The organism is Paramagnetospirillum magnetotacticum MS-1, from assembly GCF_000829825.1.
In the GTDB taxonomy this organism is placed as follows: Bacteria; Pseudomonadota; Alphaproteobacteria; order Rhodospirillales; family Magnetospirillaceae; genus Phaeospirillum; species Phaeospirillum magnetotacticum.
The window spans coordinates 30603-56812 of the sequence record NZ_JXSL01000022.1 but is presented as its reverse complement, the minus strand read 5'-3'; the positions used below and the strand labels follow the sequence as shown (position 1 = coordinate 56812).

Annotated in this window: 23 protein-coding genes and 1 pseudogene; 12 read left to right on the top strand and 12 right to left on the bottom strand. The window is 65.2% G+C overall.

Annotated features, from left to right (window positions below):
- The first annotated feature begins 83 nt into the window (after positions 1-83).
- Together CCC_RS05340 and asnB are read left to right on the top strand one after the other, a co-directional pair.
- A complete protein-coding gene (locus CCC_RS05340; RefSeq protein WP_009870531.1) occupies positions 84-1706 on the top strand; it encodes a tetratricopeptide repeat protein in 1623 nt (540 codons plus the stop codon).
- A gap of 183 nt (positions 1707-1889) precedes the next feature.
- Complete coding sequence (gene asnB / locus CCC_RS05335) at positions 1890-3806, top strand: asparagine synthase (glutamine-hydrolyzing) (RefSeq protein ID WP_009870530.1); 1917 nt, start codon at positions 1890-1892, stop codon at positions 3804-3806.
- Here the strand turns inward: asnB and CCC_RS05330 are convergent.
- From CCC_RS05330 to CCC_RS05320, 3 genes are all read right to left on the bottom strand, one after another.
- Positions 3796-4521: a substrate-binding periplasmic protein gene (locus tag CCC_RS05330; protein WP_041040198.1), complete on the bottom strand. Its 726-nt coding sequence runs from the start codon at positions 4519-4521 to the stop codon at positions 3796-3798. The genes asnB and CCC_RS05330 overlap by 11 nt on opposite strands.
- Positions 4518-5207 carry a 7-cyano-7-deazaguanine synthase QueC gene (gene queC / locus CCC_RS05325; RefSeq protein WP_009870065.1) on the bottom strand — a complete coding sequence of 230 codons (690 nt, stop codon included), beginning with the start codon at positions 5205-5207 and terminating at the stop codon, positions 4518-4520. Before queC ends, CCC_RS05330 begins: the two co-directional genes overlap by 4 nt.
- Positions 5208-5301: 94 nt before the next feature.
- A complete protein-coding gene (locus CCC_RS05320) occupies positions 5302-5844 on the bottom strand; it encodes an aspartate 1-decarboxylase (protein WP_009870064.1) in 543 nt (180 codons plus the stop codon).
- A 185-nt stretch (positions 5845-6029) separates the two neighbouring features.
- On the opposite strand from CCC_RS05320, the gene CCC_RS05315 reads away from it, so the two are divergent.
- The gene (locus tag CCC_RS05315) at positions 6030-7397 is read left to right on the top strand and encodes a glutamate--cysteine ligase (RefSeq protein ID WP_009870063.1); all 1368 of its coding nucleotides are present in this window, start codon (positions 6030-6032) and stop codon (positions 7395-7397) included.
- A 17-nt stretch (positions 7398-7414) separates the two neighbouring features.
- On the opposite strand, the gene CCC_RS05310 is transcribed toward CCC_RS05315, so the two are convergent.
- The 9 genes from CCC_RS05310 to gap form a co-directional block, all read right to left on the bottom strand.
- Entirely contained in the window at positions 7415-7897 is a 483-nt protein-coding gene (locus CCC_RS05310) for a YcgN family cysteine cluster protein (protein ID WP_082036507.1), read from the bottom strand.
- Positions 7860-9086: a polyhydroxyalkanoate depolymerase gene (locus CCC_RS05305; RefSeq protein ID WP_009870061.1), complete on the bottom strand. Its 1227-nt coding sequence runs from the start codon at positions 9084-9086 to the stop codon at positions 7860-7862. The genes CCC_RS05310 and CCC_RS05305 overlap by 38 nt, the downstream gene beginning before the upstream one ends.
- Positions 9087-9228: 142 nt before the next feature.
- Positions 9229-10551 carry a cobyrinate a,c-diamide synthase gene (locus CCC_RS05300; RefSeq protein ID WP_009870060.1) on the bottom strand — a complete coding sequence of 441 codons (1323 nt, stop codon included), beginning with the start codon at positions 10549-10551 and terminating at the stop codon, positions 9229-9231.
- Positions 10544-11146, bottom strand: a complete 603-nt coding sequence (locus CCC_RS05295; RefSeq protein WP_009870059.1) for an SCO family protein — start codon at positions 11144-11146, stop codon at positions 10544-10546. Before CCC_RS05295 ends, CCC_RS05300 begins: the two co-directional genes overlap by 8 nt.
- Before the next feature lie 16 nt (positions 11147-11162).
- Positions 11163-11921, bottom strand: a complete 759-nt coding sequence (locus CCC_RS05290) for a sulfite exporter TauE/SafE family protein (protein ID WP_041040196.1) — start codon at positions 11919-11921, stop codon at positions 11163-11165.
- Positions 11922-12035: 114 nt separating this feature from the next.
- Positions 12036-12815 carry a uroporphyrinogen-III C-methyltransferase gene (gene cobA, locus CCC_RS05285; protein ID WP_009870057.1) on the bottom strand — a complete coding sequence of 260 codons (780 nt, stop codon included), beginning with the start codon at positions 12813-12815 and terminating at the stop codon, positions 12036-12038.
- Positions 12816-12852: 37 nt separating this feature from the next.
- A complete protein-coding gene (cobM, locus tag CCC_RS05280; RefSeq protein ID WP_009870056.1) occupies positions 12853-13614 on the bottom strand; it encodes a precorrin-4 C(11)-methyltransferase in 762 nt (253 codons plus the stop codon).
- A gap of 144 nt (positions 13615-13758) precedes the next feature.
- Positions 13759-14976: a phosphoglycerate kinase gene (locus CCC_RS05275; protein ID WP_009870055.1), complete on the bottom strand. Its 1218-nt coding sequence runs from the start codon at positions 14974-14976 to the stop codon at positions 13759-13761.
- Positions 14977-15047: 71 nt separating this feature from the next.
- Positions 15048-16046 (bottom strand): type I glyceraldehyde-3-phosphate dehydrogenase, encoded by a 999-nt coding sequence (gene gap, locus CCC_RS05270; RefSeq protein ID WP_009870054.1) that lies wholly within the window; start codon positions 16044-16046, stop codon positions 15048-15050.
- Positions 16047-16361: 315 nt separating this feature from the next.
- Here gap and CCC_RS05265 point away from each other — a divergent pair, with 315 nt between their 5' ends.
- From CCC_RS05265 to CCC_RS05230, 9 genes and pseudogenes are all read left to right on the top strand, one after another.
- Complete coding sequence (locus CCC_RS05265) at positions 16362-17183, top strand: peptidylprolyl isomerase (RefSeq protein ID WP_009870053.1); 822 nt, start codon at positions 16362-16364, stop codon at positions 17181-17183.
- 78 nt (positions 17184-17261) lie between these two features.
- Positions 17262-18491 carry a bifunctional glutamate N-acetyltransferase/amino-acid acetyltransferase ArgJ gene (gene argJ / locus CCC_RS05260; protein ID WP_009870052.1) on the top strand — a complete coding sequence of 410 codons (1230 nt, stop codon included), beginning with the start codon at positions 17262-17264 and terminating at the stop codon, positions 18489-18491.
- A gap of 18 nt (positions 18492-18509) precedes the next feature.
- A pseudogene (locus CCC_RS23060) lies at positions 18510-18977 on the top strand (GNAT family N-acetyltransferase); the annotation flags it as partial.
- A gap of 102 nt (positions 18978-19079) precedes the next feature.
- The gene (locus tag CCC_RS23055; RefSeq protein ID WP_456095276.1) at positions 19080-19493 is read left to right on the top strand and encodes a (deoxy)nucleoside triphosphate pyrophosphohydrolase; all 414 of its coding nucleotides are present in this window, start codon (positions 19080-19082) and stop codon (positions 19491-19493) included.
- A 27-nt stretch (positions 19494-19520) separates the two neighbouring features.
- Positions 19521-20285: a competence/damage-inducible protein A gene (locus CCC_RS05250; RefSeq protein WP_009870050.1), complete on the top strand. Its 765-nt coding sequence runs from the start codon at positions 19521-19523 to the stop codon at positions 20283-20285.
- 92 nt (positions 20286-20377) lie between these two features.
- Complete coding sequence (locus CCC_RS05245; protein ID WP_009870049.1) at positions 20378-20638, top strand: hypothetical protein; 261 nt, start codon at positions 20378-20380, stop codon at positions 20636-20638.
- A gap of 193 nt (positions 20639-20831) precedes the next feature.
- Positions 20832-22610, top strand: a complete 1779-nt coding sequence (locus tag CCC_RS05240; RefSeq protein WP_009870048.1) for a flagellar hook-length control protein FliK — start codon at positions 20832-20834, stop codon at positions 22608-22610.
- 11 nt (positions 22611-22621) lie between these two features.
- Positions 22622-23455, top strand: coding sequence for a flagellar hook assembly protein FlgD (locus CCC_RS05235; protein WP_009870047.1), 834 nt, complete (start codon positions 22622-22624; stop codon positions 23453-23455).
- Between the two features lie 22 nt (positions 23456-23477).
- Positions 23478-25982, top strand: coding sequence for a flagellar hook-basal body complex protein (locus tag CCC_RS05230; RefSeq protein WP_041040194.1), 2505 nt, complete (start codon positions 23478-23480; stop codon positions 25980-25982).
- The last annotated feature ends 228 nt before the right edge of the window (positions 25983-26210 follow it).

Sequence of the window (26210 nt, the reverse complement as noted above, 5' to 3'; positions counted from 1 at the left end):
CGCAAGGCGTAATGCCGCCCCCGGTTTCCCGCGTTGCTCCTCCACGACCTGGAGGCATATTCTGTAACAAAAGAGGGGAAACCATGACGACCAGCAGCAAGCCGCTGAATATCGGCGAGGCGTTCGGTCGCGCCATGCAGGCCTGGGATGACGGCAATGCCGCCGAGGCCCGGCGGCTGGCGCGGTCCATCATCGAGACAAAACCCGAATTCGGAGGCGCCCATTACCTGTTGGGCCTGATCGCCCTCGGCCAGGGCCAAGCCCGCCGCGCGGCGGAACATCTGACCCAGGCCGTGGCGGCCGACCCCAATCAGGCCGTGCCGCGTCTGGCCTTGGGCCGTGCCCTGGAAGCCCTGGACAATCACAACAGCGCGATTTTGCACTATCGCGCCATTCTGGCCGCCGACCCCAACCACGCCGAGGCCAATGCCCGTCTGGCCGAACTTCTCGGCCGTCTGGGCCGCAACCGGACAGAGGCGCTGGAATACGCCCAGCGGGCCGTCGCCTCCGATCCCCGTCATCCGGAGGCGCTGTGCACCCTGGGGACCTTGCTGCACCAGACCGGAGAACACGTGCAAGCGGCCCACGTCCTGGAACGCTCGCTGGCGCTTCGCCCCGACTGGGCCGTGGCGCTGAACAATTACGGGCTGGTTCTGAGCGCGCTCGGCCAGTACGACCGCGCGGTCGCCGTTCTTTCGGGTGCCGCCGATCTGCGCCGCGACCACGCGGGCACCCGGGCCAATCTGGCCGCCGCCCTGCGCGGCATGGGCCGCCTGGACGACGCCAGGGTCCATGCCGAACGCGCCACCAAGCTCAATTCGCGCGACGTGTCGGGCTGGCTGGAACTCGGGCTGATCCGCAAAGCCCTGGGCATGCCCGAAGCCGCTGCCGCCGCCTTCGAACGGGCGGTGACCGCCGACCCGAACGCGGTGCATGCCCATTACTGCCTGGCCGAAGCCCGTCTGGAACTGGGGCAGAAGGACCGGGCCGCCAAGAATTTTCGCCGATGCCTGGAGTTGGACCCCGAAGACCGCCACGGCGCCGCCCTGGGCCTGGCCCAGGCTGGCGCCGTCGATGCCCCCAAACGCGCTCCCGACGCCTATGTGCGCCAATTGTTCGATGATTACGCCGTGAATTTCGACGCGGCCCTGGTGGAAAAGCTGGCTTATCGCGCTCCGGCTTTGCTGGCCCAGGCCCTGGAGAAGGTTCTGGACGGCCGCAAGGACCTGATCGTGCTGGACGCGGGCTGCGGCACCGGGCTGGCCGCGCCCGTCCTGCGCCCCCTGGCCGCCCGGCTGGACGGAATCGACCTGTCAGGCGCCATGGTGGACAAGGCCCGCAGCCGCGGCCTGTATGACGGGCTGGAAGTGGGGGAACTGGTCGCCGGTCTGAAACGCCACCCTCAGGCCTATGATCTGGTGGTCGCCGCCGATGTCCTGGTTTATTTCGGCGGCCTGGAAGAGGTCATGGCCGCCACCGCCGAGGCCTTGAAACCCGGCGGCATCTTCGCCTTCACGGTGGAGCGGGCCGACGACTGCGCCTCCTATGTGCTGGGGGCCAAGAACCGTTACGCCCATGCCCATGCTTACGTGGAAGCGGTGGCCCTGGACCAGGGCTTTCAGGTGACCTATGCGGAAAAAGCCTCCACCCGCCAGGAAGCGGGAGAGGATGTGCCCGGCCTTGTGGTGGTTTTGCGCAAGACTTAAATGCCCATCAATCGCCGGGCGCGGGATTTTCAAACCCGCTTGGCTCCCGCGGCATAAGCCGCGCCGCCATCGAGATATATCTCGATTCCCCGGAGGGAGCGCCTAGGCAAATCTCGGTGCGCGCCCCTCATCGAGATTTGCTATAAGGTCCCCCAGGTTTCATCGCGGAACACTTCACCGACCATGTGCGGCTTCGCCGGTTTTCTCGATCTCACCCAGGCCACTCCCGACCGGGAGCGGGTGGTGCGGGCCATGGCCGCCACCCTTCTTCATCGCGGCCCCGACGACGACGGCGCCTGGGTGGATGACGGAGCGGGGGTGGCGCTGGGCTTTCGCCGCCTGGCCATCATCGATCTGAGCCCCCAGGGCCATCAGCCCATGACGTCCCATGACGGGCGCTGGGTGATCAGCTTCAACGGCGAGATCTACAACCACGAAGCCTTGCGCGCCCGGCTGGGCGAGGACATCGGCTGGCGCGGCCATTCCGACACCGAAGTGCTGTTGCAGGCGGTTTCCGCCTGGGGCATGGAACGGGCCCTGGCCGAATTCGATGGCATGTTCGCCTTCGCCCTGTGGGATCGGCAGGACCGCGTCCTGACCCTGGCCCGCGACCGCTTTGGCGAGAAGCCCCTGTATTGGACGCAATCGGGCGGCCACCTGCTGTTCGGCTCGGAGATCAAGGCGCTCAGGGCCCATCCCGCCTGGACAGGCGGCATCGACCGCGATGCCCTGGCCCTTTACATGCGGCTGGGCTGGATCACGGCGCCGCACACCATCCATTCCGGCGTATTCAAGCTGGAACCCGGCCATGTGATGCGGGTCTCTGAGGGGCAAATCTCCACCCAGGCCTATTGGTCGGCGGCGGAATGCGCGGCCGGGGTCGAGAACGGCTTTACCGGCAATGCCGAGGCGGCCGCCGACCGGTTGGAAGAACTGCTGCGTCAATCGGTAAGGCTGCGCATGCAGGCCGATGTGCCGGTGGGCGTCTTCCTGTCGGGCGGCATCGATTCCTCCATTACCGCCGCCCTGATGCGGCAGTTGTCGTCCGAGCCGGTTCATTCCTTCACCATCGGCTTCGACCAATCCGGCCTGGATGAGAGCCCCCATGCCCGCGCCGTGGCCGATCATCTGGGTACCATCCATACCGAGGTGCGGATCAGCGATGCCGAAGCCCTGGCCCAAGTGCCGCGCCTGCCCCTGCTCTATGACGAGCCCTTCGCCGATGCCGCCGCCCTGCCCACCGCCCTGCTGGCCCAGGTGACGCGCAAGAGCGTGACGGTGGCCCTGTCGGGCGACGGCGCCGACGAATTGTTCGGCGGCTATGGCATCTACCGGTCCATCCCCAAGGACTGGGGACGGCTGCGGGGCCTGCCCGGCGGCCTCAAATCCCTGGGCGCCCTGGGCGCACGCCAGCTGGCCGAACCCGCCGAGGGGCTGGCCGCCCTGGCCGGACGATTCGCCAAGCGCCGCAGCCATCCCGGCCACCGCCTGCGGCGCGAGGCCGAGCGGCTGGAGGTCCAGTCCTTGGCCGGTCTGCTGGGGCTACACTATTCCCGCTGGCGCGGCATGCCTGCCCTGGTGCCGGGAGCGCGAGAGGCGCAAAGCCTGTTCTCCGCCCCCACGCCCGCCCTGAAAGACGACGCCCTGGCCACCATGGTTCTGGATGCCTGCGGCTATCTGCCCGACGATCTGTGCGTGAAGACCGACCGCGCCACCATGGGCGCCTCGCTTGAAGCCCGCCTGCCCTTCCTGGCCTTGGAAATCGCCCAATTCGCCTGGAGCCTGCCCACGGGCCTGAAGATCGAGGGGGAAACGGGCAAAGCGGTTCTGCGCCGGGTGCTGTACCGCCATGTGCCCCGCGCCCTGGTGGACCGCCCCAAGATGGGCTTCGAGGTGCCGCTGCGCCGCTGGCTGAACGGCCAGTTGCGGGACTGGGCCGACGATCTCTTGTCCGAGGACCGCCTGCGCCGTCAGGGATTTCTCGACACCGCCCTGGTGGCCCAGTGCTGGCGCGAACACCGCTCGGGCGCCAAGAACTGGCAGAACGAGATATGGCACGCCCTGATGTTCCAGGCCTGGCTGGACTCGGTCAATCCCTGACCGAATTGCGCTCTCTGGCCGAATGAATGGCGGCGCGGTCGGCGGCCATGATGGAATCAATGGTCCCGTCCCGGCGCATGGCCTTCAACGCCTCGGCCAATTTGGGCACCAGATGGGCGTGGCGCTTGTTGACGTAGTGGTAAAGCGGCGTGACCTCCACCGGCTGGTTCAGCGCCCGCAACGGCCCCAGCTTCAATTCGTCGATCATCAGCCAGAAGGCTTCCCCCATGGGGGCGACCTGGCAATGCCCGGCCCGGAGCATGCGGAAGGCGGCCTCGGACGAGGCAGGCAGTTCGCGGTTCATCCCCTGGCTCCGCATCTCGCCCAGCTTGAACCCGCGCACGATGCACAATGTATAGGGCCGCAGGCTTTCCCAGCCCTCCACGTCGAATTTCAGCCCAGCAGTGAAGGCGACGAGGTTGAAGAGCATGACCGGCTCGGGAACCCGCACCAGATTGGGATATTTGGCCTCCAGCCCGGCCATGCGCATGGTGTCGCCGTCGGTATCGCCCGTATCGGCCGAGACGGTGCCACGCTCGTTGGGCAAAAGCTCCGCCCTGACCTCGATGCCGACCCGGCGATAGGCCTCTCGCACCACCACCATGCCCTGCTCGCTTGCCGTGTCACCCTGAATCTGCGAGATGACATGCACATCAGCCGCCTCGGCCCACCCCGCCGCCAAGACGATGAGGAGGCCGAGAACCGCCCGGATCACGGGGCGTATTCCGCCGGATCGGCCAGCCCCGCCTCGGCGAAGCCCTTGAGGCGCAGCCGACACGAATCGCAATGACCGCAGGCCCGCCCCATGGGGTCGGGATCATAGCAGGTGGAGGTGAGCGAATAATCCACGCCGAGCGCCAGACCGCGCCGGATGATGTCGGCCTTGGTGAGGTCGATCAGCGGCGTGTGCAAGGTCATGCGGGTGCCCTCCACCGCCGCCTTGGTGGCCAGATTGGCCATGGCCTCGAAGGCCTTGATGTAGTCGGGGCGACAATCGGGATAGCCGGAATAATCCACGGCATTGACGCCGACGAAGATATCGGCGGCGCCCAGCACCTCTGCAAAGGCCAGGGCGAAGGACAGCATGATGGTGTTGCGGGCGGGAACGTAGGTGACCGGAATTCCCTCCGGGATAGCCTCATCCAGATTGCCCTTGGGCACCGCGATATCCGAAGTCAGCGCCGAACCGCCGAAGACCCGAAGATCGATATCGGCGACGCGGTGATCGCTGACCCTCAAGGCCGCCGCCACCCGCTCGGCCGCCCGGATCTCCACCGCATGACGCTGGCCGTAGCGGAACGTCAGCGCCGAGGGCGTGAATCCCTCGGCCTTGGCGATGGCCAGCACGGTGGCGGAATCGAGGCCGCCGCTGAGCAAGACGATGGCGGGTCTGACAGTCATTCCGGCGAACCTCCTTTTCGCCGGAATGTAGCCGCCATTGAGGCGGCGGCCAAGGGCGCCCGAGGCGCCCGCCCGGCGAGGGGCAGTATTAGATCTACAGAGAAAAATGCGACGCGATGAAGGCGTCGATTTCGGCCTCGCTCCAGCCCTTGGCCGCCAGATCGGAGCGCAGTTTGGTGATATCCACGTTGGGCCAGGTGTGGCAGCTCTCGATGGTATGCTTGTCGGCATCGACGATGCGGAAGTCGTAAGGACGCTTCTCGCTTTGGAAGACGTCGTAATACAGCACCTGATCGACGTGATTGTCGGGCAGGAAGGTCAGGATGCGCGGCTTGATCTCGTAAAGCTTTTCCGGTCCGGAAATATCCGCCGAGGCAGCGATGATCAGTTCGTCGCCCTTCTGACAGGTGCGCGCCGCGGCGCCGTTCAGCACGCAGCAGCGCGAGCCCGGCTCGCCGAAGATGACATAGGTCGAAATGCGGGCCGCCGAATTCTTATTCCAGATGTCGACGAATTCCATGGGATAGATGCCGGCCATCTCGCACTGCTCGGGATCAAGGGTGATCGAGCCGTGATAATTGAGGTCGGCATTGGTGACGCGAATGCCATGCAGCTTCGCGCGAATGATCTTCATCATGAGACACCGGAACAAACTTGCAGCGATAGGTCAGTGACGTAAACGCACTGGGGCCCCTTCCGCAACACCTTATTCGCGCCAAGGGGAATGGTTTCAAGGAGGAGGGAGGCGGATTCGGCGCTTGACGCCCCCATGCGCCCTGTCGTTTGCTGTGGCTCCGATTAGCTCAGTAGGATCATCCCCCCATGTCCGCACCCGCCAAGCCCAGCGGCGAACCCATCGCCGGCAAGCACCAGCTGGTCGAGTACCTGGAATCCGGATGCAAGCCGAAGGACGCCTGGCGCATCGGCACCGAGCATGAGAAGTTCGGTTTCTCCCTCGACGACCTGAAGCCGCTGCCCTATGAAGGCGGGCATGGCGTCAAGGCCATGTTGGACGGATTGGTCGGCCTGGGCTGGGAGCCGGTCTTCGAGGGCGACCATGTGATCGCGCTGCACGACTACTGCGGCGCCGCCATCAGCCTGGAACCGGGCGGGCAGTTGGAACTGTCTGGCGGCCTCTTGGAGAACATCCATCAGACCGCCGCCGAGGTCACCCATCACCTGGCCCAGGTCAAGCATGTGGCCCAGCACTTGGGGATAGGCTTCCTGGGCGTGGGATTTCAGCCCAAATGGAGCCGGACCGATACGCCCTGGATGCCCAAGGGCCGCTACGTCATCATGCGCCGCTACATGCCCGAAGTGGGGACCAAGGGTCTGGACATGATGCTGCGCACCTGCACGGTGCAGGTGAACCTGGATTTCGCCTCCGAAGCCGACATGGTCAAGAAGCTGCGAGTCTCCCTGGCGCTGCAGCCCATCGCCACCGCCCTGTTCGCCGCCTCGCCCTTCATCGACGGCAAGCCCTCGGGATTCATCTCGTCGCGCGGCGATGTCTGGACCGATACCGACCGCTACCGCACGGGCGGGCTGCCCTTCGCCTTCGAGGACGGCATGGGCTTCGAGCGCTATGTGGACTGGATGCTCGATGTCCCCATGTATTTCGTCTACCGCGACGGCAAGTATATCGACGCGGCGGGCCAGAGCTTCCGCGACTTCATGGCGGGTAAGCTGCCCGCCTTCCCCGGCGAATTGCCCACCATGGGCGACTGGGCCGACCATCTGACCACCGCCTTCCCCGATGTGCGGCTCAAAAAGTTCCTGGAGATGCGCGGCGCCGATGCGGGCCCCTGGCGGCGCCTGTGCGCCCTGCCCGCCCTGTGGACCGGCCTGCTTTACGACGACGCGGCCCTGAATGGGGCCTGGGATCTGGTCAAGGACTGGAGCGCCGAACAGCGCGAGGCGCTGCGCGCCACCGTTCCCGCGCAAGGGTTGGCCGCCACCATCAATGGCCGCAGCGTGCGCGAGGTGGCCTCCGACGTTCTGGCCCTGGCCAGGGCCGGACTGAAGGCCCGTGGCCGCCTCAACGATTCGGGGCGCGACGAGACCATCTATCTCGACCCCATCGAAACCGTGGTCAAAAGCGGCAAGACCGCGTCGGAGGAGATGCTGGAAGCCTTCCACACCCGCTGGCAGGGCTCGGTCGATCCCATCTTCAAGGAATACGCCTACTGAGGATGCCTGGAAGCAGGTTATTCCGGCCAGGTCACCACATGATAGTCCAGCAGATCGGCGCGAGATTCGGCAATGACCTTGCCGCGCACCGAAATGCCCGCCCGATGCACGCTCTCCGGATCGCCCGAGACCAGCGGATGCCACCATTGCAACACCTTGCCCTCTGCCAGGACCCGATAGGCGCAGGTGGACGGCAGCCAGTGGAGGGTGGGCAGCACCACGGGACTGAGTTCAACGCAGTCCGGCACCGAATCCCAGCGCGTCGTATACTTCTTGCAGCCGCAGGTGTGCAGGTTGAGCAGGCGGCAGGCCACATTGGTGTAGTGGACTTCGCCGGTATCGGCGTCTTCCAGCTTATGCAGGCAGCAACGGCCGCAGCCGTCGCACAACGACTCCCACTGCGCCCGCGTCATGGCCGACAGCGGAGTGGTCCGCCAGAAGGGCGGACCCTCCGCGTCTCGATCAGCCCCGGTCGTGTTGGCGGATGAATTCGCGGACATTGGGGTAGACCTCTTCACGCCAGCGGCGGCCATTGAAGACGCCATAATGACCCACCTTGGGCTGCAAGTGGTAGCGCTGCTTCTCGGGCGCCAGATTGCAGCACAGAGCGTGGGCTGCCTTGGTCTGGCCCACGCCGGTGATGTCGTCCTTCTCGCCCTCGATGGTCATCAGGGCGGTATGGCGGATGGCGCCGGGATCGACCTTGCGGTCCCGCGACACCATGATGCCACGGGCCAGGTGATGCTCCTGGAACACCTTGCGGATGGTTTCCAGATAGTAGTCGGCGGGCAGGTCCATCACCGACAGATATTCGTCATAGAATTCCCGGTGCTGGGCGGCGGAATCGCCGTCACCCTTGACCATGTTCTGGTACAGCTTGACGTGTTCGCCCACATGGCGCTCGAGATTCATGCTCATGAAGCCGTGCAGTTGCAAAAAGCCGGGATAGACTCTGCGGCCATGGCCCGGATAGTTCATGGGCACCGTGTGGATCACCGTGCGCTCGAACCAAGAAAAGGGCTTGTGGGTGGCGACGTCGTTGACCTTGGTGGGATTGACGCGGGTGTCGATGGGCCCGCCCATCATCAGCATGGAGCGCGGCTGGTTGGGGTTGTTGTCGGCCGCCATCAGCGACACCGCCGCCAGCATGGGCACCGAAGGCTGGCACACCGCCATCACATGGGTGTCGGGGCCTAAGAATTCCATGAACTCCACCAGCAGGTCGATATAGTCGTCCAGGGTGAAATCGCCATGGGACAGCGGCACGTTGCGGGTGTCGATCCAGTCGGTGATGTAGACGTCATGCTCGTGCAGCATGGTCTCCACCGTGCCGCGCAGCAAGGTGGCGAAGTGACCCGACATGGGCGCCAGCAGCAGCACCTTGGGGTCCTTTCGCCCTTCGACGCTGCGCTTGAAATGCAGCAGATTGCAAAATGGCGTCGCCTTGGCCACCTGCTCGACCACATGCACCGACTCGCCGTCGACGGTGGTGGTGTGCAGGTTGAAGGGCGGCTTGGGATACCGCCGCGTGGTGCGCTCGACCAGTTCCGCCGTCGCCGCCACCGTGCGGCCGAACTTGGTATAGGCCATGGGCACCCAGGGGTGGCTGTAAACCGACTGCATGGCCTCGGCCAGCATGCGCATGGGGGCAAAGGCGTGGTGCTGCATTTCGTGCAGATGATAGAGCATGTCCGTCGAACCCCGGCTGATTGGAACGGTGGCGTGGTTTTTTGTTACAGGCCGATAGCATTCCCCGCAACAAAATTATTCGGCATTGTGATGCAGATTACGCCTTGACCCTGGAATCATTTCATGCTGCGTCGCAGCAAGTTCAAGGGCTGGAATCGATCAGATGGACGAAGGAACCCATTACCCGGCCCTCCACCAGTCCCGCCATTCCCAGCCGCGTCCCTGGCGCGTCGGTGATGGAGAAGAGCGCCGCGCCCTCTTCCGCCAGGATGGAGGCATAGTGGAATTCGTGGCCGCGAAAACCCGCCCCCGCCCGGCCCAGGGGCCCGGCGGCGGCCAGGGTGGCGTGGCGGTATCCCAGATGCAGTTTGCGTCTGGCGAACGAGGTTTCCAGCCCCAGCAGCCCGGCCATTTCATGACGGCCGCCTTGGGCGTCCTCCATTCCTCGGCCCAGGACCATATAGCCGCCGCATTCGCCATAGAGCACCGCACCGCGCGACGCAGCACCGCGCAACCCGCCCAGAAACCCGGCATTGCCTGCCAGCCGCCCGGCATGAAGTTCGGGATAGCCGCCCGGCAGATAGACGGAATCGGCCCCCTCGTCCGGCCCTTGATCGGCCAGGGGAGAAAAGAAGGACAGTTCCGCCCCCGCCTCCCGCCAGCCTTCCAGCAGGGCGGGATAGGCGAAGGCGAAGGCGGTATCGCGGGCCACGGCGATGCGACGTCCCAGGGGGGGGACGCCTGTGCCGCCGTTATTTGCCGCCAGACGCGACGGCTCGGCCAGATTGATCAGCCCGTCCACGTCCAGATGCTCCGCCACCAGGGCGGCCGCGCCGTCGAGAAAGGCCTGAAGGTCGGCGCGCTCGGCGGCCTGGACCAGCCCCAGATGACGCGACGGCGTCTCCAGTCCGGCAGACGGCGGCAGGAAGCCCAGCAGCGTGACCTCCGGACAATATGCGGCGCAGGCCGCCGCGATGGCCGCCTTGTGCTTTTCCCCCATCACCCGGTTGAAGATCACGCCCCGCAGCCGCAGATCGGAACGCAGATGGGCGAAACCGGCCAGCACGGCCGCCGCCGATCCGGTCATGCCGCGCCCGTCGATGACCAGGACCACCGGCCAGCCCGTGGCGGCGGCCAGATCGGCGGTGCTGCCGTCGGGCTGGCCTTGGGCCACGAAGGCGCCGTCGAACAGGCCCATCACCCCTTCGCAGACCAGCAGATCGGCGCACCGCCCCGCCTTGGCGGCCAAAGCGGCCAATGTGGCCGGGCGCATGGCCCAGGAATCCAGATTGTAGCAGGGCCGCCCCGAGGCCGCCGCGTGGAAGGCGGGGTCGATATAATCCGGCCCCACCTTGGCCGAACCCACCGCCACTCCCTTGCGGGCCAGCAAACGCAGCAGGCCCAGCGTCAGGGTGGTCTTGCCGCTGCCCGAGGCGGGCGCGGCGATGATGATACCGTTAACCAACGTGCTTCTTCAGCCCCGTCGCCAGATCATCGGCGGAAATGCCGTGGGTGAAATGGGCCACGAATTTGCCATCGGGTCCCATCAGGTAAAGGATGGCTGAGTGGTCCACGGTGTAGTTTTCCGGCCGGTCGCCCTTGACCTTGGCGGCGTAGACCTTGAACTCCTTGGCCACCTTGGCGATCTCTTCGGGCGTGCCGGTCAGGCCGACGATATCGGGCGAGAAGGCATTCACATACTCCTTCATCACCGCCACGCTGTCGCGCTCGGGGTCGATGGTGACGAAGATGGGCACCACCTTCTTGGCATAGCCGGGCCCCAGCTTTTCCATGGCCGCCGTCACCGTCGACAGGGTGGTCGGGCAGACATCGGGGCAGAAGGTATAGCCGAAGAAGATCAGCATGTAGCGATTGCGGTAATCCCGGTCGCTGACCTGCTTGCCGGTGTGATCGGTCAGTTGGAAAGGCCCGCCGATGGACGGAATGGCCTTGGCGCCCTCGGAACTCTGGCCGCTCCAGATGACCAGACGGACACCGATCACCACGAAGGCGACGACGATGACCGCCATCAGGGCCAACAGGCTGCGCGAGAACTTCATACAAGTCTCTCCGTATTCACGAGGCGAGCAGTTGCCAGGCCATGAAGCCCAGCATTCCCGCGTTCAGAACCAACAAGGCCGGCGCCGCCCGCAAAAGCGGAGCCCGCCAGTGGGACAAGGCCGCCTGCCCCACCATGGCCACCAAAACCAGCATGGGCACCGTGCCCGCCCAGAAGGCCAGCATGCCGAACGCCCCAGCCACCCCATTACCGCCCGCGGCGGCTGCCGCCAAAGCGGCATAAAGCAAACCACAGGGGATGAACCCCAACAATACCCCCAACGCCCAGCCGCGTAGCCCGAAGGGCCTGGCGAACAAGGGGCCTGCCAGACGCCCCACGCTTTGCGCCCAGCGACTGTCGCCGCCCGCGCCGCCCAGCGCCTTGATCCCGGGCAAGGCCATGGCCAGCAGAAGAAAAGCCGCCACGCCCAGCAAGCCCGCCGCCAGCAGCCGGAACGATCCGCCGCCGCCCAAGATGCCGCCAAAGCTTGCCGCCAAAGCGCCCAGCGCGCCATAGGTGGCTGCGCGGCCCAGATGATAAGGCAGCAAGGCCGCCCCCGCCAGCCGCCTCATCTCGGTCATGCGTTCCAAGGGGATGGCCTGCATCCGCGCCGCGCATTGCGACAAGACGAAGGGGCCGCACATACCGCCGCAATGGGTCAGACTGCCCACCAGCCCGGTGACGAACAGGCCGAGAAGCAGATTCTCGTTGCCATCGATACCCACGCGGCAGATGCCCATTCCGGCATGGGCGAGATTTGTGAAAATCTCAATCACGCCCAGCCCCCCTCGTCTTCGTCATCCCGGACAAGCAACGCGCGATCCGGAATCCAGGAGTCGCCCCCCCTGGATCCCGGCTCAAGGCCGGGATGACGAATTCCGGGAAACGGCTCATCCCCGCCACCAGTCCAGTTGCCGCCGCAGCGCCACCACCTGCCCGACCACGAACAGGGCGGGGGGTTTGAGGCCCGCCCGCTCCACCGCGCCCGCCGCCTCGGCCAGGGTGGTCTCCAGCACGCTTTGGCGTTCCGTCGCCGCGTTGCAGACCAGGGCCGCCGCCTCATCGGGGCGCCGCCCCGCCGCCATCAGCCGCGACGTCAGGCGCTCCAGATGCTTCAGCCCCATATAGAACACCAGGACCGGCGCGCCGCGCGCCAGGGCGTCCCAGTCGAACGCGTCGGGCATCTCGCCATCGGGACCATGGCCGGTGACGAAGGCCACCGCCGAATTGGTTTCCTTGGCGGTCACCGGAATACCGGCATAGGCCAGGCCGCCGATCCCCGCCGTGATCCCCGGCACGATGCGGAAAGGCACTCCGGCGCCCGCCAAAGCCAAGGCCTCCTCCGGCCCGCGGCCAAAGACGAAGGGATCGCCGCCCTTGAGGCGCAGCACGCGCTTGCCCGCCTTGGCCAGATGGATCATCCGCGCCGTGATCTCGGCTTGGCGGACCGAAGCCTCGCCGCCCCGCTTGCCCATGGATTCGATCTCTGCCGCGGCGGGGATCAGCGCCAGGATGCGCCCATCCACCAGGGCGTCGTGAATGACCACCTCGGCGCTCTTGATGGCATGGAGCGCCAGCAGGGTCAGCAGCCCCGGATCACCGGGCCCGGCACCCGCCAGCCAAACGGAACCGGGGAGAAATTCGGGAAGGTCAATAGGCAGGTCGAGCATGGTGGCCCGTACTATAGGACGTTGCGCCCCTCGAGTCTTACCCCTTCGCGGGGCGCAAGACATGGGTATGGTCCTCGGCATAGAGCCGGGAATCGGTGAACTCGGCGCCACCCAGCACGCGGCCCACCAGGATCAGGGCGGTGCGGGTCAGGCCCGCTGCCTTGACTTTGTCGCGGATGTCCGAAAGGCAGCCCCGGATAAAGCTCTGATCGGGCCAGCCCACCCTAAAGGCCACCACCACCGGGCAATCCGCGCCGTAAAGGGGCGAGAGCTCCTTGACCACATGGGCCAGATTGGACACCGACAAATGGATGGCCAGGGTCGCGCCGCTTTTACCCAGCGTCGCCAGATCCTCGTTATTGGGCATGGCCGAGGACCGCACCGAGGTCCGGGTCAGAATCACCGTCTGGCTGATATCAGGGAGCGTCAGCTCGGTGGCCAGCGCGGCCGCCGCGGCCGCAAAGGCCGGGACGCCCGGCGTCACGTCATAGGGAATGCCCAGCGCGTCGAGACGGCGCATCTGCTCGGCGATGGCGCCATAGATGGAAGGGTCACCGGAATGGACGCGCGCGACCTGCTGCCCGAGATTATGGGCCATCTCCATCTCGGCGATGATCTCGTCCAGATGAAGCGGCGCGGTATCGATCACCCGCGCGTCCGTCATGGCCTCGGCGACGATCTCGGGCGGGACCAGCGAACCGGCATAGAGCACCACCGGGCAACGGCGGATCAGGTTCAGCCCCCGCACGGTGATCAGGTCGGGAGCGCCGGGTCCGGCACCGATGAAATGAACGGTCATATGACGCCAATCCTCGAAGTGGTTGGGCTTTCGCCCAAACCCGATCGGGGCGATGCCCCGAACCCCCCTTAATTTTTGAAACAAAGGGGGTTTGGGGACCTCCCCAAGCGGGTGCGGGCGGCAGCCCGCCTGGGGTTTACGCGATCAGCCGCCGCAGCCGCAGCCCGAGCCGCAGTTCTTGACCTCGAGGGCCGCGACGCCGGGCAGGACCTTGCCTTCCAGCCATTCCAGGAAGGCGCCGCCCGCCGTGGAGATGTAGGAGAACTTGTCCTCGACGCCCGCCTTGGCCAGGGCCGAGACGGTGTCACCGCCCCCGCCCACGGTCAGCAGCTTGCCCTGAACGGTGCGCTCGGCGGCCCATTGAGCCACCGCGTTGGTGGCCTTGTCGAAGGGCGCGATCTCGAAGGCGCCCAGGGGGCCGTTCCACACCAGGGTCTTGCAGCCGCCCAGGCGGTCGATGATGGCCTCGGCCGAGGCCGGACCGGCATCCAGGATCATCTTGTCGGCGGGCACAGCATCGACGGAAACCACCTGATTGGCGGCATTCTCGGCGAACTCCCCCGCCACCACGGCATCGACCGGCAGGACGATATGGCAATGGGCGGCCTTGGCCTTTTCCAGAATCTCGCGCGCGGTGTCGGCCAGATCCTTCTCGCACAAGGACTTGCCCACCTGCTTGCCCTGGGCGAACAGGAAGGTGTTGGCCATGCCGCCGCCGATGATCAGGTAATCGACGCGGGCCACCAGATTGCCCAGCAGGTCCAGCTTGGTGGAGACCTTGGCGCCGCCGACGATGGCGGCCACGGGCTTCTCGGGATGTTCCAGCGCCTTGCCCAGCGCTTCCAACTCGGCCTGCATCAGACGCCCGGCGGCACAGGGCAGTAGATGGGCCACGCCTTCGGTGGAAGCATGGGCGCGGTGCGCGGTCGAGAAGGCGTCGTTGACATAGATATCGCCGAGACCGGCCAGCATCTTGGCAAAGCCGATGTCGTTCTCTTCCTCGTTCTCGTAGAAGCGGACGTTTTCCAAAAGGGCGATCTCGCCGTCCTTCATCTTGGCGATCATCTGCTCGACCTCGACGCCGATGCAGTCATCGGCCCACAGGACGGGCTGTCCCACCGCCCGCGCCAGCGGCTCGACCAGCAGCTTCTGGGAGTACTTGGCGTCACGGCCCTTGGGGCGGCCGAAATGGGTCAGTACGATGACCTTGGCGCCCTTGCCCGCCAGCTCCTTCAAGGTGGCGGCGGAGCGGTCGATACGGGTGGTATCGGTGACCTTGCCGTCCTTGGCCGGAACGTTGAGATCGGCGCGCACCAGCACCCGCTTGCCCTTGACGTCGAAGCTGTCGATGGTCCGGAACATGAATGCCCCCTTTTGTCTTAAATGGAATTCGGGCGGAAGGGAGACCCTTCCGCCCGCATCGAACGACCGGCCTACTTGGCGATGTGGCGCAGGAAGCGCAGCATGTTGCAGGTATAGCCGTATTCGTTATCGTACCAGGTGACGACCTTGACGAAGGTGCTGTCCAGCGCGATGCCGGCGTCGGCGTCGAAGATGGACGGCATGTTGCAGCCGACGAAGTCGGTGGCGACCACCTTGTCCTCGGTGTAGCCCAGCACGCCCTTCAGCGCGCCTTCCGAGGCGGCCTTCATGGCCTTGCAGATGTCTTCGTAAGAAGCGTCCTTGTTCAGTTCGACGGTGAGATCGACCACCGAGACGTCCGAGGTGGGGACGCGGAAGGCCATGCCGGTCAGCTTCTTGTTCAGCTCGGGCAGGACCTTGCCCACGGCCTTGGCGGCACCGGTGGACGACGGGATGATGTTCTCCAAGATGCCGCGGCCGCCGCGCCAATCCTTCTGGGACGGGCCGTCGACGGTCTTCTGGGTGGCGGTGGCGGCGTGCACGGTGGTCATCAGGCCGCGCTTGATGCCCCAGTTGTCGTTCAGCACCTTGGCGACGGGAGCCAGGCAGTTGGTGGTGCACGAAGCGGCCGAAACGATCTTCTCGCCCGCATACTTCTCGTGGTTGACGCCATAGACGAACATGGGGGTGTCGTCCTTGGACGGAGCGCTCATCAGCACCTTCTTGGCGCCAGCCTTGATGTGCTTCTCGGCGTTGACGGCATCCAGGAACAGACCGGTGGACTCGATGACGATGTCGGCCTTGACCTCGTCCCACTTCAGCTCGGCCGGGTCCTTGACGGCGGTGAGGCGGACCTTCTTGCCATTGACGATCAGGTTCGAGCCTTCGACCGAGATGTCACCGGCAAAGCGGCCATGCACCGAATCGTATTTCAGCATATAGGCGAGGTAATCGGGCTCGAGGAGGTCGTTGATGCCGACGATCTCGATCTCGGGGAATTCCTTCGCCACGGCGCGGAACACCATGCGACCGATGCGGCCGAAGCCGTTGATGCCAACGCGAACAGTCATAATTTCCTCCACTTGGTCCGACACGACGTCTTACAGGCACGCCCTGGCCGGGGGCTTGGATTGGGTGGCGCCGGCGCGCGCGAAAAAGCAGCACGCCCTGGCCTGCGAAGTCGGGGAACCATATTGCACAGAGTCGGCTTCGAATCCAGTGCTGGGTGGGGGCGGATTTCCGCCATGACTTTGCCGCATTCCTGGGTGATACCAATCGACCACTTGTGCCGCCCCTCCGGTTGTGGTTCAACCGCAGGCACTGTTGTCTCGGCCGTAGATACCGCTTCCGGCGTCCCGGCCATCGACGAGAAGGAACGTTCGCTCATGAAGATGCTGTTCGCGCGCCGCCCCTTGGTCGCCCTTTCCCTGGCGGCGGGGCTGGCCGCCAGCCCGGCTTTCGCCGCCGACACCGTTGTCGCCAATGTCAACGGCTCCGACATCAAGATGTCGCAACTGGCCGAGTTCGGCCGCCAGATGGGACCCCAGGCCCCCTATGAGGCGGTGCTCGAGGTCGCCATCAACAACCAGCTGGTCTATGAACAGGCCAAGCGGGACAAGCTGGACGCCGACCCGGAGGTTAAGGCCGCGCTGCACCGTGTCGAGATTCAGCTCATGGCCCAGGCCCTGATGCAGAAGAAGGTGCGCGGCGCCATCACCGAGGAAGCGGTCAAGGCCCGCTATGACCAGGCGGTGAAGAACTTCCAGCCGCAGGAAGAGGTGCATGCGCGCCACATCCTGGTGGAGACCGAGGAAAGCGCCCGCTCCATCATCGCCGATCTGAATCGCGGCCAGGACTTCGGCGAACTGGCCAAGTCCCGGTCCAAGGACACCGGTTCGGGCGCCATGGGTGGCGACCTGGGCTATTTCGTCCAGGGCGCCATGGTGCCGGAATTCTCCACCGTCGCTTTCGCCATGCGTCCGGGCGAAGTGTCCAAGACCCCGGTGAAGACCCAGTTCGGCTATCACGTCATCAAGGTCGAGGACAAGCGGATGGCGACCATTCCGCCCTATGACCAGGCCAAGCCGGTGATCGCGCGCCAGATCGCCGACGAATTGCAGGAAAAGATGGTCGTGGATTTGCGCGACAAGGCCAAGATCAAGCGGTTCAAGCCCGACGGCACGCCGCTGGACGCGGCCAAGAAGTAAAAGCCTTCCCCAAGGCCCGGCCGCTGACAAGCAGCCGGGCCTTTCTCCTTTTCATCACCCGAGACGAGACCCGATTCCATGACCGCCATCTCCCCCCTCGCTCCCGAACGCTTTCCCGACATGCCCGTCATCAACGGCATCCGGCTGGCCAGCCACGCCTGCGGCGTGCGCTATGCCGGGCGCACCGACCTGCTGATGGTCGAGATGGACAAGGGCACCACGGCCGCAGGCGTGTTCACCCGTTCGCTGACCGCCTCGGCTCCGGTGGAATGGTGCCGAAGCGCGGTAGCCAAGGGCTCGGCCCGCGCCCTGGTGGTCAATTCCGGCAATGCCAACGCCTTCACCGGCTCGGTGGGCGAGGCCTCGGTGCGCCGCACGGTGGAAGCCACCTCCGCCCTGGTGGACTGCAAGGACTCGGAAGTCTATATCGCGTCCACCGGCACGATCGGCGTGCGCCTGCCCGACGAGAAGATCACGGCGGCGCTGGGCGATGTGCGCGCCAAGCTTCAGCCCGGCAATTGGCAGGAAGCCGCCCAGGCCATCATGACCACCGACACCTATCCCAAGGGCGCCACCCGCATCGCGGTGATCGACGGCACCCCGGTCATCATCAACGGCATCGCCAAGGGCGCGGGCATGATCGCGCCCGACATGGCCACCATGCTGTCCTACGTCTTCACCGACGCAGCATTGCCCGCTGCGGTGCTGCAGGATCTGCTGTCCAAGGGCGTGGACAAGTCCTTCAACGCCATCACCGTGGATTCCGACACCTCGACCAGCGACACCCTGATGCTCTTTGCCACGGGCAAGGCTGGCAACAAGGTGATCAAGGATGCCAAGGACAAGCGTCTGGCCGATTTCAAGGCCAAGCTGTTCGACCTGCTGCTGGATCTGGCGTTGCAGGTGGTGCGTGACGGCGAGGGCGCCACCAAATTTGTCACCATCCATGTGAGCGGCGCGGCGGGCAAGAAGGCGGCGCGCACCATCGGCATGTCCATCGCCAACTCGCCCCTGGTCAAGACCGCCATCGCGGGCGAGGACGCCAATTGGGGCCGCGTCGTGGCCGCCGTGGGCAAGGCGGGCGAGAAGGCCAACCGCGACAAACTCTCCATCCGCATGGGCGGCGTTCTGGTGGCCGACAAGGGTGAAATGGCCCACGGCTACGACGAAGCCCCGGTAGCCGCCCACTTCAAGGGCAAGGATATCGTCATCGAAGTGGATGTGGGCGTGGGCAAGGGGCGATCCACCGTCTATACTTGCGACCTGACACACGCTTATATCGATATCAACGGGTCCTATCGGACCTGAGGGAACGGAGACGAGGTCATGGCGGAGCGGGGTTGCCGGGAAACGGGCACGGTCTGGGCAGGCCATCCCCTGCTGACCGCGCGGTTGCGCATGCGCCCCGTGGGCGACAAGGACCTGGACGCCCTGGTCGCCTTGCTCGACGATTGGGAGGTGGTGCGTCTGACCGCCGCCATCCCCCACCCGTTCACCCCGGCCGACGCCAAGACCTTCGTCGCCCAGCAAGAAGTCCGCCGCATCGAGGGCAAAGGCGTGGCCCTGGCCCTGGAACGCACCACCGATAATGTGCTGATCGGCGTGATGGGATTCGGTCTCGAGCACGACGGAACGCCGGAACTGGGCTACTGGATCGGCAAGGAATTCTGGAACCAGGGCTATGCCACCGAGGCGGCCCATCGCCTGATCCGTCACTTGTTCGAGACACTGGGCTTCGACCGGGCCTGGGCCTCGTTCCATCCCGACAACGCCGCGTCAAAGCGGGTGCTGGAGAAGGCGGGGCTGACCTTCCACCATGTGGATACCTGTCCCATGCCCGCGCGGGGAACCAGCGTCGTCTCGCCGGTCTTCCAACTGCGCAAGGCCGAGTGGGTGATGGCCCGCTCGCTCCGCCCCACCCTGCTGGTGGTGGCCGCCGCCCTGGTGGACGGCGACGGCCGCGTCCTGATGGCGTCGCGGCCCACCGGCAAGAGCATGGAAGGGCTGTGGGAATTTCCCGGCGGCAAGATCGGCGAGGGCGAGACGCCGGAAAGCGCCCTGGTCCGTGAACTGGAAGAGGAACTGGGCATCGATGTGCGCGAAAGCTGCCTGGCCCCCGTCGCCTTCGCCTCCCATGATTACGACACCTTCCACCTCTTGATGCCGCTTTACGTGGTCCGGGTGTGGAAAGGAAACCCCAGCGCCCGCGAAGGCCAGGAATTGAGGTGGGTCCGCGCCCAGCGCCTGGGCGACCTGCCCATGCCACCCGCCGATATCCCCCTGGTCGCCATCCTGCGCGACTGGGTATAGTATAGCTCCCTCATATGGGAGACAGTCATGGCCAATGCGGCAATCCTGGTGATCGGCAACGAAATCCTGTCGGGTCGCACCCAGGATGCCAATGTCGCCTATCTGGGCAAGGAACTGGCGGCCCGCGGCATCACGCTGGCGGAAGTGCGCATCGTCCGCGACGATCAGGCCGCCATCATCGCCGCCCTGGACGCGTTGCGGGCCACCCATACCTATGTCTTCACCAGCGGCGGCATCGGCCCCACCCATGACGACATCACCTCGGCGGCCATCGCCAAGGCCTTCGGCGTGGCCTTGGAGCGCAACCCGGAAGCCGTCCGCCGCCTGCAAAGCCGTTATGGCGAGGGCGAACTGAACGCCGCCCGCCTCAAGATGGCCGAGATTCCAGCGGGCGCCCAACTGGTGGACAATGCCATCAGCCAGGCGCCGGGCTTTCGCCTGGATAATGTCTTCGTCATGGCGGGCGTTCCCTCCATCCTGCGCGCCATGTTCGAGGGCATCCGCCACACCCTGGTGGAAGGACCGCCCCAGTTGTCGCGCTCGGTGACGCTTTGCGTGCGTGAAGGCGATCTGGCCGAGGGTCTGGCCCGCATTCAGGACCGCCATCCCCATGTGGATGTGGGCTCCTATCCCTCGTTCACCGAAGGCCGTTCCCTGGTGAGCATCGTGGCGCGCGGCGTCGATGCCGGAGAACTGGACCGCGTCATGACCGAAACCCGCGCCCTGGCGGCCGAATTGGGTGCCGCCGTGACACCATTTCCCGATGAGTCGGACTCATCGGGAAATGGTTAGGCCCAAGGGGCCGCGCGGCTTATGCCGCGGGAGGCAAGCGACCCGGAAGGCGCGCCCGCCGATCGAGGGCGGGATATAGGAAGGGTGACATCATGACGCCCAAGGAACGCGAGCCGCTGAAATTCCTGGTCCAGCATCTGTGCTACGGCCTGGCCGCCGCCGCGACCTTCGGCGGATTGGTTCTGGCCACCGATCTCGGCCATATCCGCACCCTGGCCATGGATTCCCCCAATCCCGCCCCGGTCCTGATCCTGATGTTCCTCGGCCTGTTCGTCACCTTCGGTTCGGTGGCCATGGGCGTTGGAATCATGAGTCTGGCCAAGGACGACGACAGGGACCCAGACATCTACTGAACCGGCAGGCTTTTCCCCCACACCCGGCATTTTTTTCCCAAGAGCGGGTCCAGACCCCATCCGCCCCTCTTCGCGAAAAATAATTTACTCAGCAAATACAGCGCACTAGGCGCATTCAAGGAACTTGGCCCGCCGCTTGCTCTGGTCTTGGCGTGAAAGACCGTTCGCCAGCCCATTTCGCGGGGACAAGACCATGACCGTGCAATCCATCGACAAGCGTGTGGTACCCGAAGCCAACATGACGCCCGTCTCCCAGGACAAGGCGCAGGCGGGGGTGTCGGCGGAGGACGCCTTCCTCTCGGTGCTGCAGCAGACCACCCAGCGCTTTGCCGGCAAGAACGGAAGCCTGGGCGGACTGGCCTCCGGCGACAAGGTCTTGTCCGAGCACATCACCCATCTGCACACGGAAGTGAAGATCGACGCCAAGGACGCCCGCAAGGACGCCCAGGGCGATGCCAAGGATGCCCGTCCCGCGCTCAAGGCCGACAAGCCCCGCGCCGCTGGCGGCAACACGGCCAAGGCCCGCAAGGATGACGACGCCCAGGCTGCTCCGGCCCCCGCTCAGAACGACGATGACAGCACCCCCGCCGTCCAGATTGCCGCCGCCGATACCTCGGACAAGAGCAACGCCGCCAAGGATGATCAGACCGTCCAGGCGCCGGAAGCGATCAAGGCCCAGGACGACCAGCAGATCATCATCGCCGTCGATGTGACCATCAAGGAAACCGTCGAGATCGTGCAGGTGGACCCCGGTTCCGCCAATGCTCCGACACAGGATCCCAACGCCCTGGTCCAGGATGTGAAGGCACAGCTGACAGGCGCCGACGATACCAAGGACCAGCAGAAGGACCCCATGGCGGGCCTCTCGGCCGATGACCGCAAGCGCGTCAGCGATCTGGAGAACCGGCTGGTCAAGGATGTGCAGAACGGCGACATGGACGACGCCCTGGACGCTGCGACCGAACTGGTCAGCCAGCTGGTCGCCAAGGTGGGCCAGCACAAGGCCGCCGCCCAGGCCAATGCCGATGATCTGAAGGACAGCCTGGCCGACGAGCAGGCGCGCGATCTGGCCGAATTGCTGGCGGGGTCCAATGTCCACCTGGACATCAAGGTCCAGACCACCACCGTGGAAACCACGCCCACCACCCAGACCACCTCCACCGTGCTCGAAACCCTGTCTTTGCAGGACCTCGCCGCCCAGGCCGCCAATGCCCAGGGCAATAGCCAGGACCAGCAGCAGGGTCAGGGCTTTGGCTCGGGCCAGCAGGAAGCGGGCGCGGCTCTGGTCGAGCAGCCCTCGGCCACCCCGACCCAGGAGACGGGCAGCCCGGCCGCCGCCGAACCCGAGGCCAGCCCCTTCGCCGCCATTCTGGCCGCCCAGGTCGAGGCTTCCGTCACCGACGAGACCGTTCCGGAACAGCGCAACGTCATCGGTCTCGCCGGTGTGGGCGGCGCCCAGGCGGCGGACAAGGCCTCGGCCGGACAGGCCGCCCAGACCGCCGCCCGGACGCCCCGCACCCTGGTCCAGGCCCAGGTGATGGAGCAGGTCACCGTCCAGATCGACAAGCAGGTCAAGGACGGCGCCGACACCATCAAGATCCAGTTGAAGCCTTATGACCTGGGCAAGATCGAGATCAAGCTGGAAGTCTCCGCCGATGGTCATGTCACGGCCACGGTCAGCGCCGACAAGCCCGAAACCCTGGCCATGCTGCAAAAGGACGCCAAGGGCCTGGAAAAGGCTCTGGAAGATGCGGGCCTCAAGCCCGACTCCACCGCCACCACCTTCAGCCTGAAGGGCGGCGAGCAGCAGCAGAACGCCGACCGCAACCACAACAACACCCGTTCGCGCCGTGGCCGTGGCCGTGGCGCCGCCAATGGCGAAGACGGCCAGATGGCCGCCACCGCTGGCGCGGCCCAGGCCGCCCGCGGCCGGACGCTGGGCGGACGCTCCGGCGTCGACATCTCGGTGTAGGAGCGAAGTCAATGACCACCGTCGGCACCACCAGCAATACCAATACCTCCAGCACCGCCGCCACGGCCGCCGCCACCGGCTCGGCGGCTGGCAAGGCCACGCTGGGCAGCAACTTCAACACCTTCCTGACCATGCTGACCACGCAGCTGAAGCATCAGGACCCGTTGTCGCCCATGGACTCGACCCAGTTCACCAATCAGCTGGTCCAGTTCTCCAGCGTCGAGCAGCAGATCAACGCCAATTCCAATCTGGAAAAGCTGATCAAGCTGCAGCAGACCGCCCAAACCTCGCAGGGCATCAGCTATCTCGGCCAGACCGTCGAGGTGGCGGGCACCGATCTGCCGTTGCAGGACGGCGCCGCCTCGCTGACCTATACCCTGCCCAAGGAAGCCCGCGACGTGAAGATCGTGGTCAAGGACTCGTCGGGCAAGCAGGTCAATTCCATCACCGGCGAAACCGCTACGGGCGCCCACAGCCTCAGTTGGGACGGCAAGGACTCGTCCGGCACCCAGTTGAGCGATGGCCGCTATTCCTTCCAGGTGGTCGCCACCGCCGCCGACGGCACGGCCATCACCACCACCAGCACCAGCTTCGGCAAGGTGACCAAGGTGACCAACGACGCCACCAACGGCACCACCCTGGTGATGGGAGCCGGGACCAAGGGCAACGACATCACGCTGACCATGGATAAGGTGGTCAGCGTCAAGGACAACTCTTCCAGTATCAACAATGCCCAGTTGGCAGCCGCCAACGCCCAATACCAGGCCGCGTTGGCCCAGCTTCAGGCGCTGCAGGGCAATTCCAGCAACACAGGGTCGTCGGGCACCAGCTCGACCACCAAGTAGAATTTAGGATCAGGAGGATATCATGAGCTTGTACGGCGCATTGTTCTCGGGTGTCTCCGGTCTGGCCTCTCAGTCCAGCGCCATGGGGGCCATCTCGGACAACATCACCAACGTGAACACCACCGGCTACAAGGGGGCCAAGGTCAACTTCCAGACCCTGGTGACCAAGCAGGTCTCCCTGACCAGCTATTCGCCGGGCGGCGTCCAGTCCAAGCCCAGGGCGGCCATCGACAGCCAGGGCCTGTTGCAGGCCACCACCGAATCCACCGATCTGGCTCTGTCGGGCCAGGGCATGTTCGTGGTCAACACCGACCCCGATCCGGCCACGTCGGGCAATGGCATGTTCGCCTATACCCGCGCCGGATCGTTCAAGGTGGACAAGGAAGGCTATCTTCAGAACGTGTCGGGCTTCTACGTCCAGGGCTGGCCGCTGCAGCCGACCAACAACAACACGCTGGCCAAGCCGACCGAACTGACCATCGACGGCAACACCTATATGAAGGCCTACAAGCAGTCGGACGGCACCTTCCACTACGTCAACCAGAACATCATCAACCCGCAGGAAACCAAGTCCCTCAATCTGAAGACCATCGGCGGCACCGCCGACCAGACCACTCAGATCAAGATGGGCGCCAACCTGCCGTCGGGTGACACCATCTACAATCCGGGCAGCACGTCTTCGTCGGGCTATCACCAGACCAGCGTGCTGATCTACGACTCGCTCGGTGACACTCACAATTTCAACGTCAACTGGACCAAGACCAATTCGAACCAGTGGGACGCGGAAACCAAGAGCAACTTCTTCTCGGTCAACACCACGCTGACCAATGTGAAGACCAACAGCACCGCCGCCCTCACCATCAAGGGCGAGGCCACCGGCAACACCACCGGCGGCGTGAAGACCCTGGTCGCCGCCAACTCCACCGCAATGGGCTATTTCGCCAGTTCCGGCGCCATCGCCATGCCGGTCAACACCCTGGGCGCATCGCTTGCCGCGTCGCGTCAGGCCCTGCCGCTGGGTTCGGTGCTGAACATCTCGGGCGCCTCGGGCACAGCCAGCACCAATAACGGCGACTGGTACGTCAGTTCCCAGGTGGCAACCACCCCGGCCATCACCGATCAGGCAGCCACCTCGGCCACCATCGAGATCGGCGGAACCACCACCTCCATCACCGGCACCTTCACCGCTGCGGGTTCTCAGATCGACCTTGGCGTCACCCCGGCCAGCCTGGGCCTTGCGGTCGGCGATTACTTCAAGATCAGCAACAGCGCCTCGACCACGGCCAATACCGGCTATTACAAGGTTCTGACCGAACCGGGCGCCAATGTCATCACCGTGGTGGAATGCGACTACGTCACCACGTCGACCGCCCCCTACCCGGATCAGCGCGGCGTCAACCCGCCGTCGGGCGCCGCCTCCATGGACATTCTCGATGAATCCACCCCCTCGCTGGTCTATGCCAGCCAGGGACGGCTGGATTTCACCGCCTCCTCGGCGGCCGATGTCCAGGCGCTCAATAACAAGACCCTCAAATTCACCGTGGGCTCCAACACTCTGACGGTGAAGTTCGACACCACCGGCACCCTCGCCCCGGTCGCCGGTGCGGAAGTCGTCATCAATCTGAACAACACCAGCTATACCTCGGGCTCCGACGTGGCCACCCTGGTGGCCAATGCGCTGCGCAATCCGCGCAATTGGGACAGCACCGTCAATACCAATCTGGCGGGCAACCTGATCAGCGTCGGATCGACCATGCCGCTGTTCCGCGCCAATGGCGGCACGGTGGAAATCGTCCAGCAGCAGGGCGGTACGACCATGACCGTGGATGCCTCGGGCATGGGCACCTCGCTCACCCAGTCGCAAACCCGCAACTGGAGCTCGGCCATCCCGTCGGTGGACGGCGTGGACGGCATCTTCAAGGTCAACGCCATCACCGCCACCAACCCCGCCATCACCTTCAACGGCGACGGCACGCCCAAGAGCATCAATGTGGGCAAGATGGCCGTGAACTGGGCCAATGGCGCGCAAAGCATGACCCTGGTTCCCAACGGCACCGGCGCCGACCAGCGCATCAACTGGTTCGTGGGCAACACCTCCCAGGCCGACGGCATGACTCAGTTGGGCGGCACCTATCAGCTGTCCTATCTGACCCAGAACGGCGCCAAGTTCGGCAACTTCTCCGGCGTGTCCGTGGGCACCGACGGCGTGGTCACCGCCCTGTTCGACAACGGCGTCCGCCGTCCGGTCTTCCAGATCCCCATCGCCACCTTCACCAATCCCAACGGCTTGGAATCGCTGACCGGCAATTCGTGGATCGAGACCAATACGTCCGGCTCCTACACGCTGCGTCAGGCCAACAATGCCGGTGCCGGTTCGGTGCAGTCGGCCTCGCTCGAAGCTTCGACCGTGGATATCGGTTCCGAGTTCACCACCATGATCATCACCCAGCGCGCCTATTCGGCCGCCGCCAAGATCATCACCACTGCCGACCAGATGCTGGACGAACTGGTGCAGATCAAGCGTTAACGCGTCCAATCCACCCATCTGCTTCCTAACGAGATCCGGCGGCCAGAAGGCCGCCGGATTGATTCTGGGGGACGCCCGGCGATTGAGGGGCTGGCGGATCTACATAAAAACCCCACCCGGCAAAAATTGCCGGGCGTTAACCATCTCTTCAGCGACAAGACCTTAGTCTGTCGTCTGGACGCGTGTGCCGGTCGGCGGCACCCCCTTGTGCTCCGCACCGATGGGCAC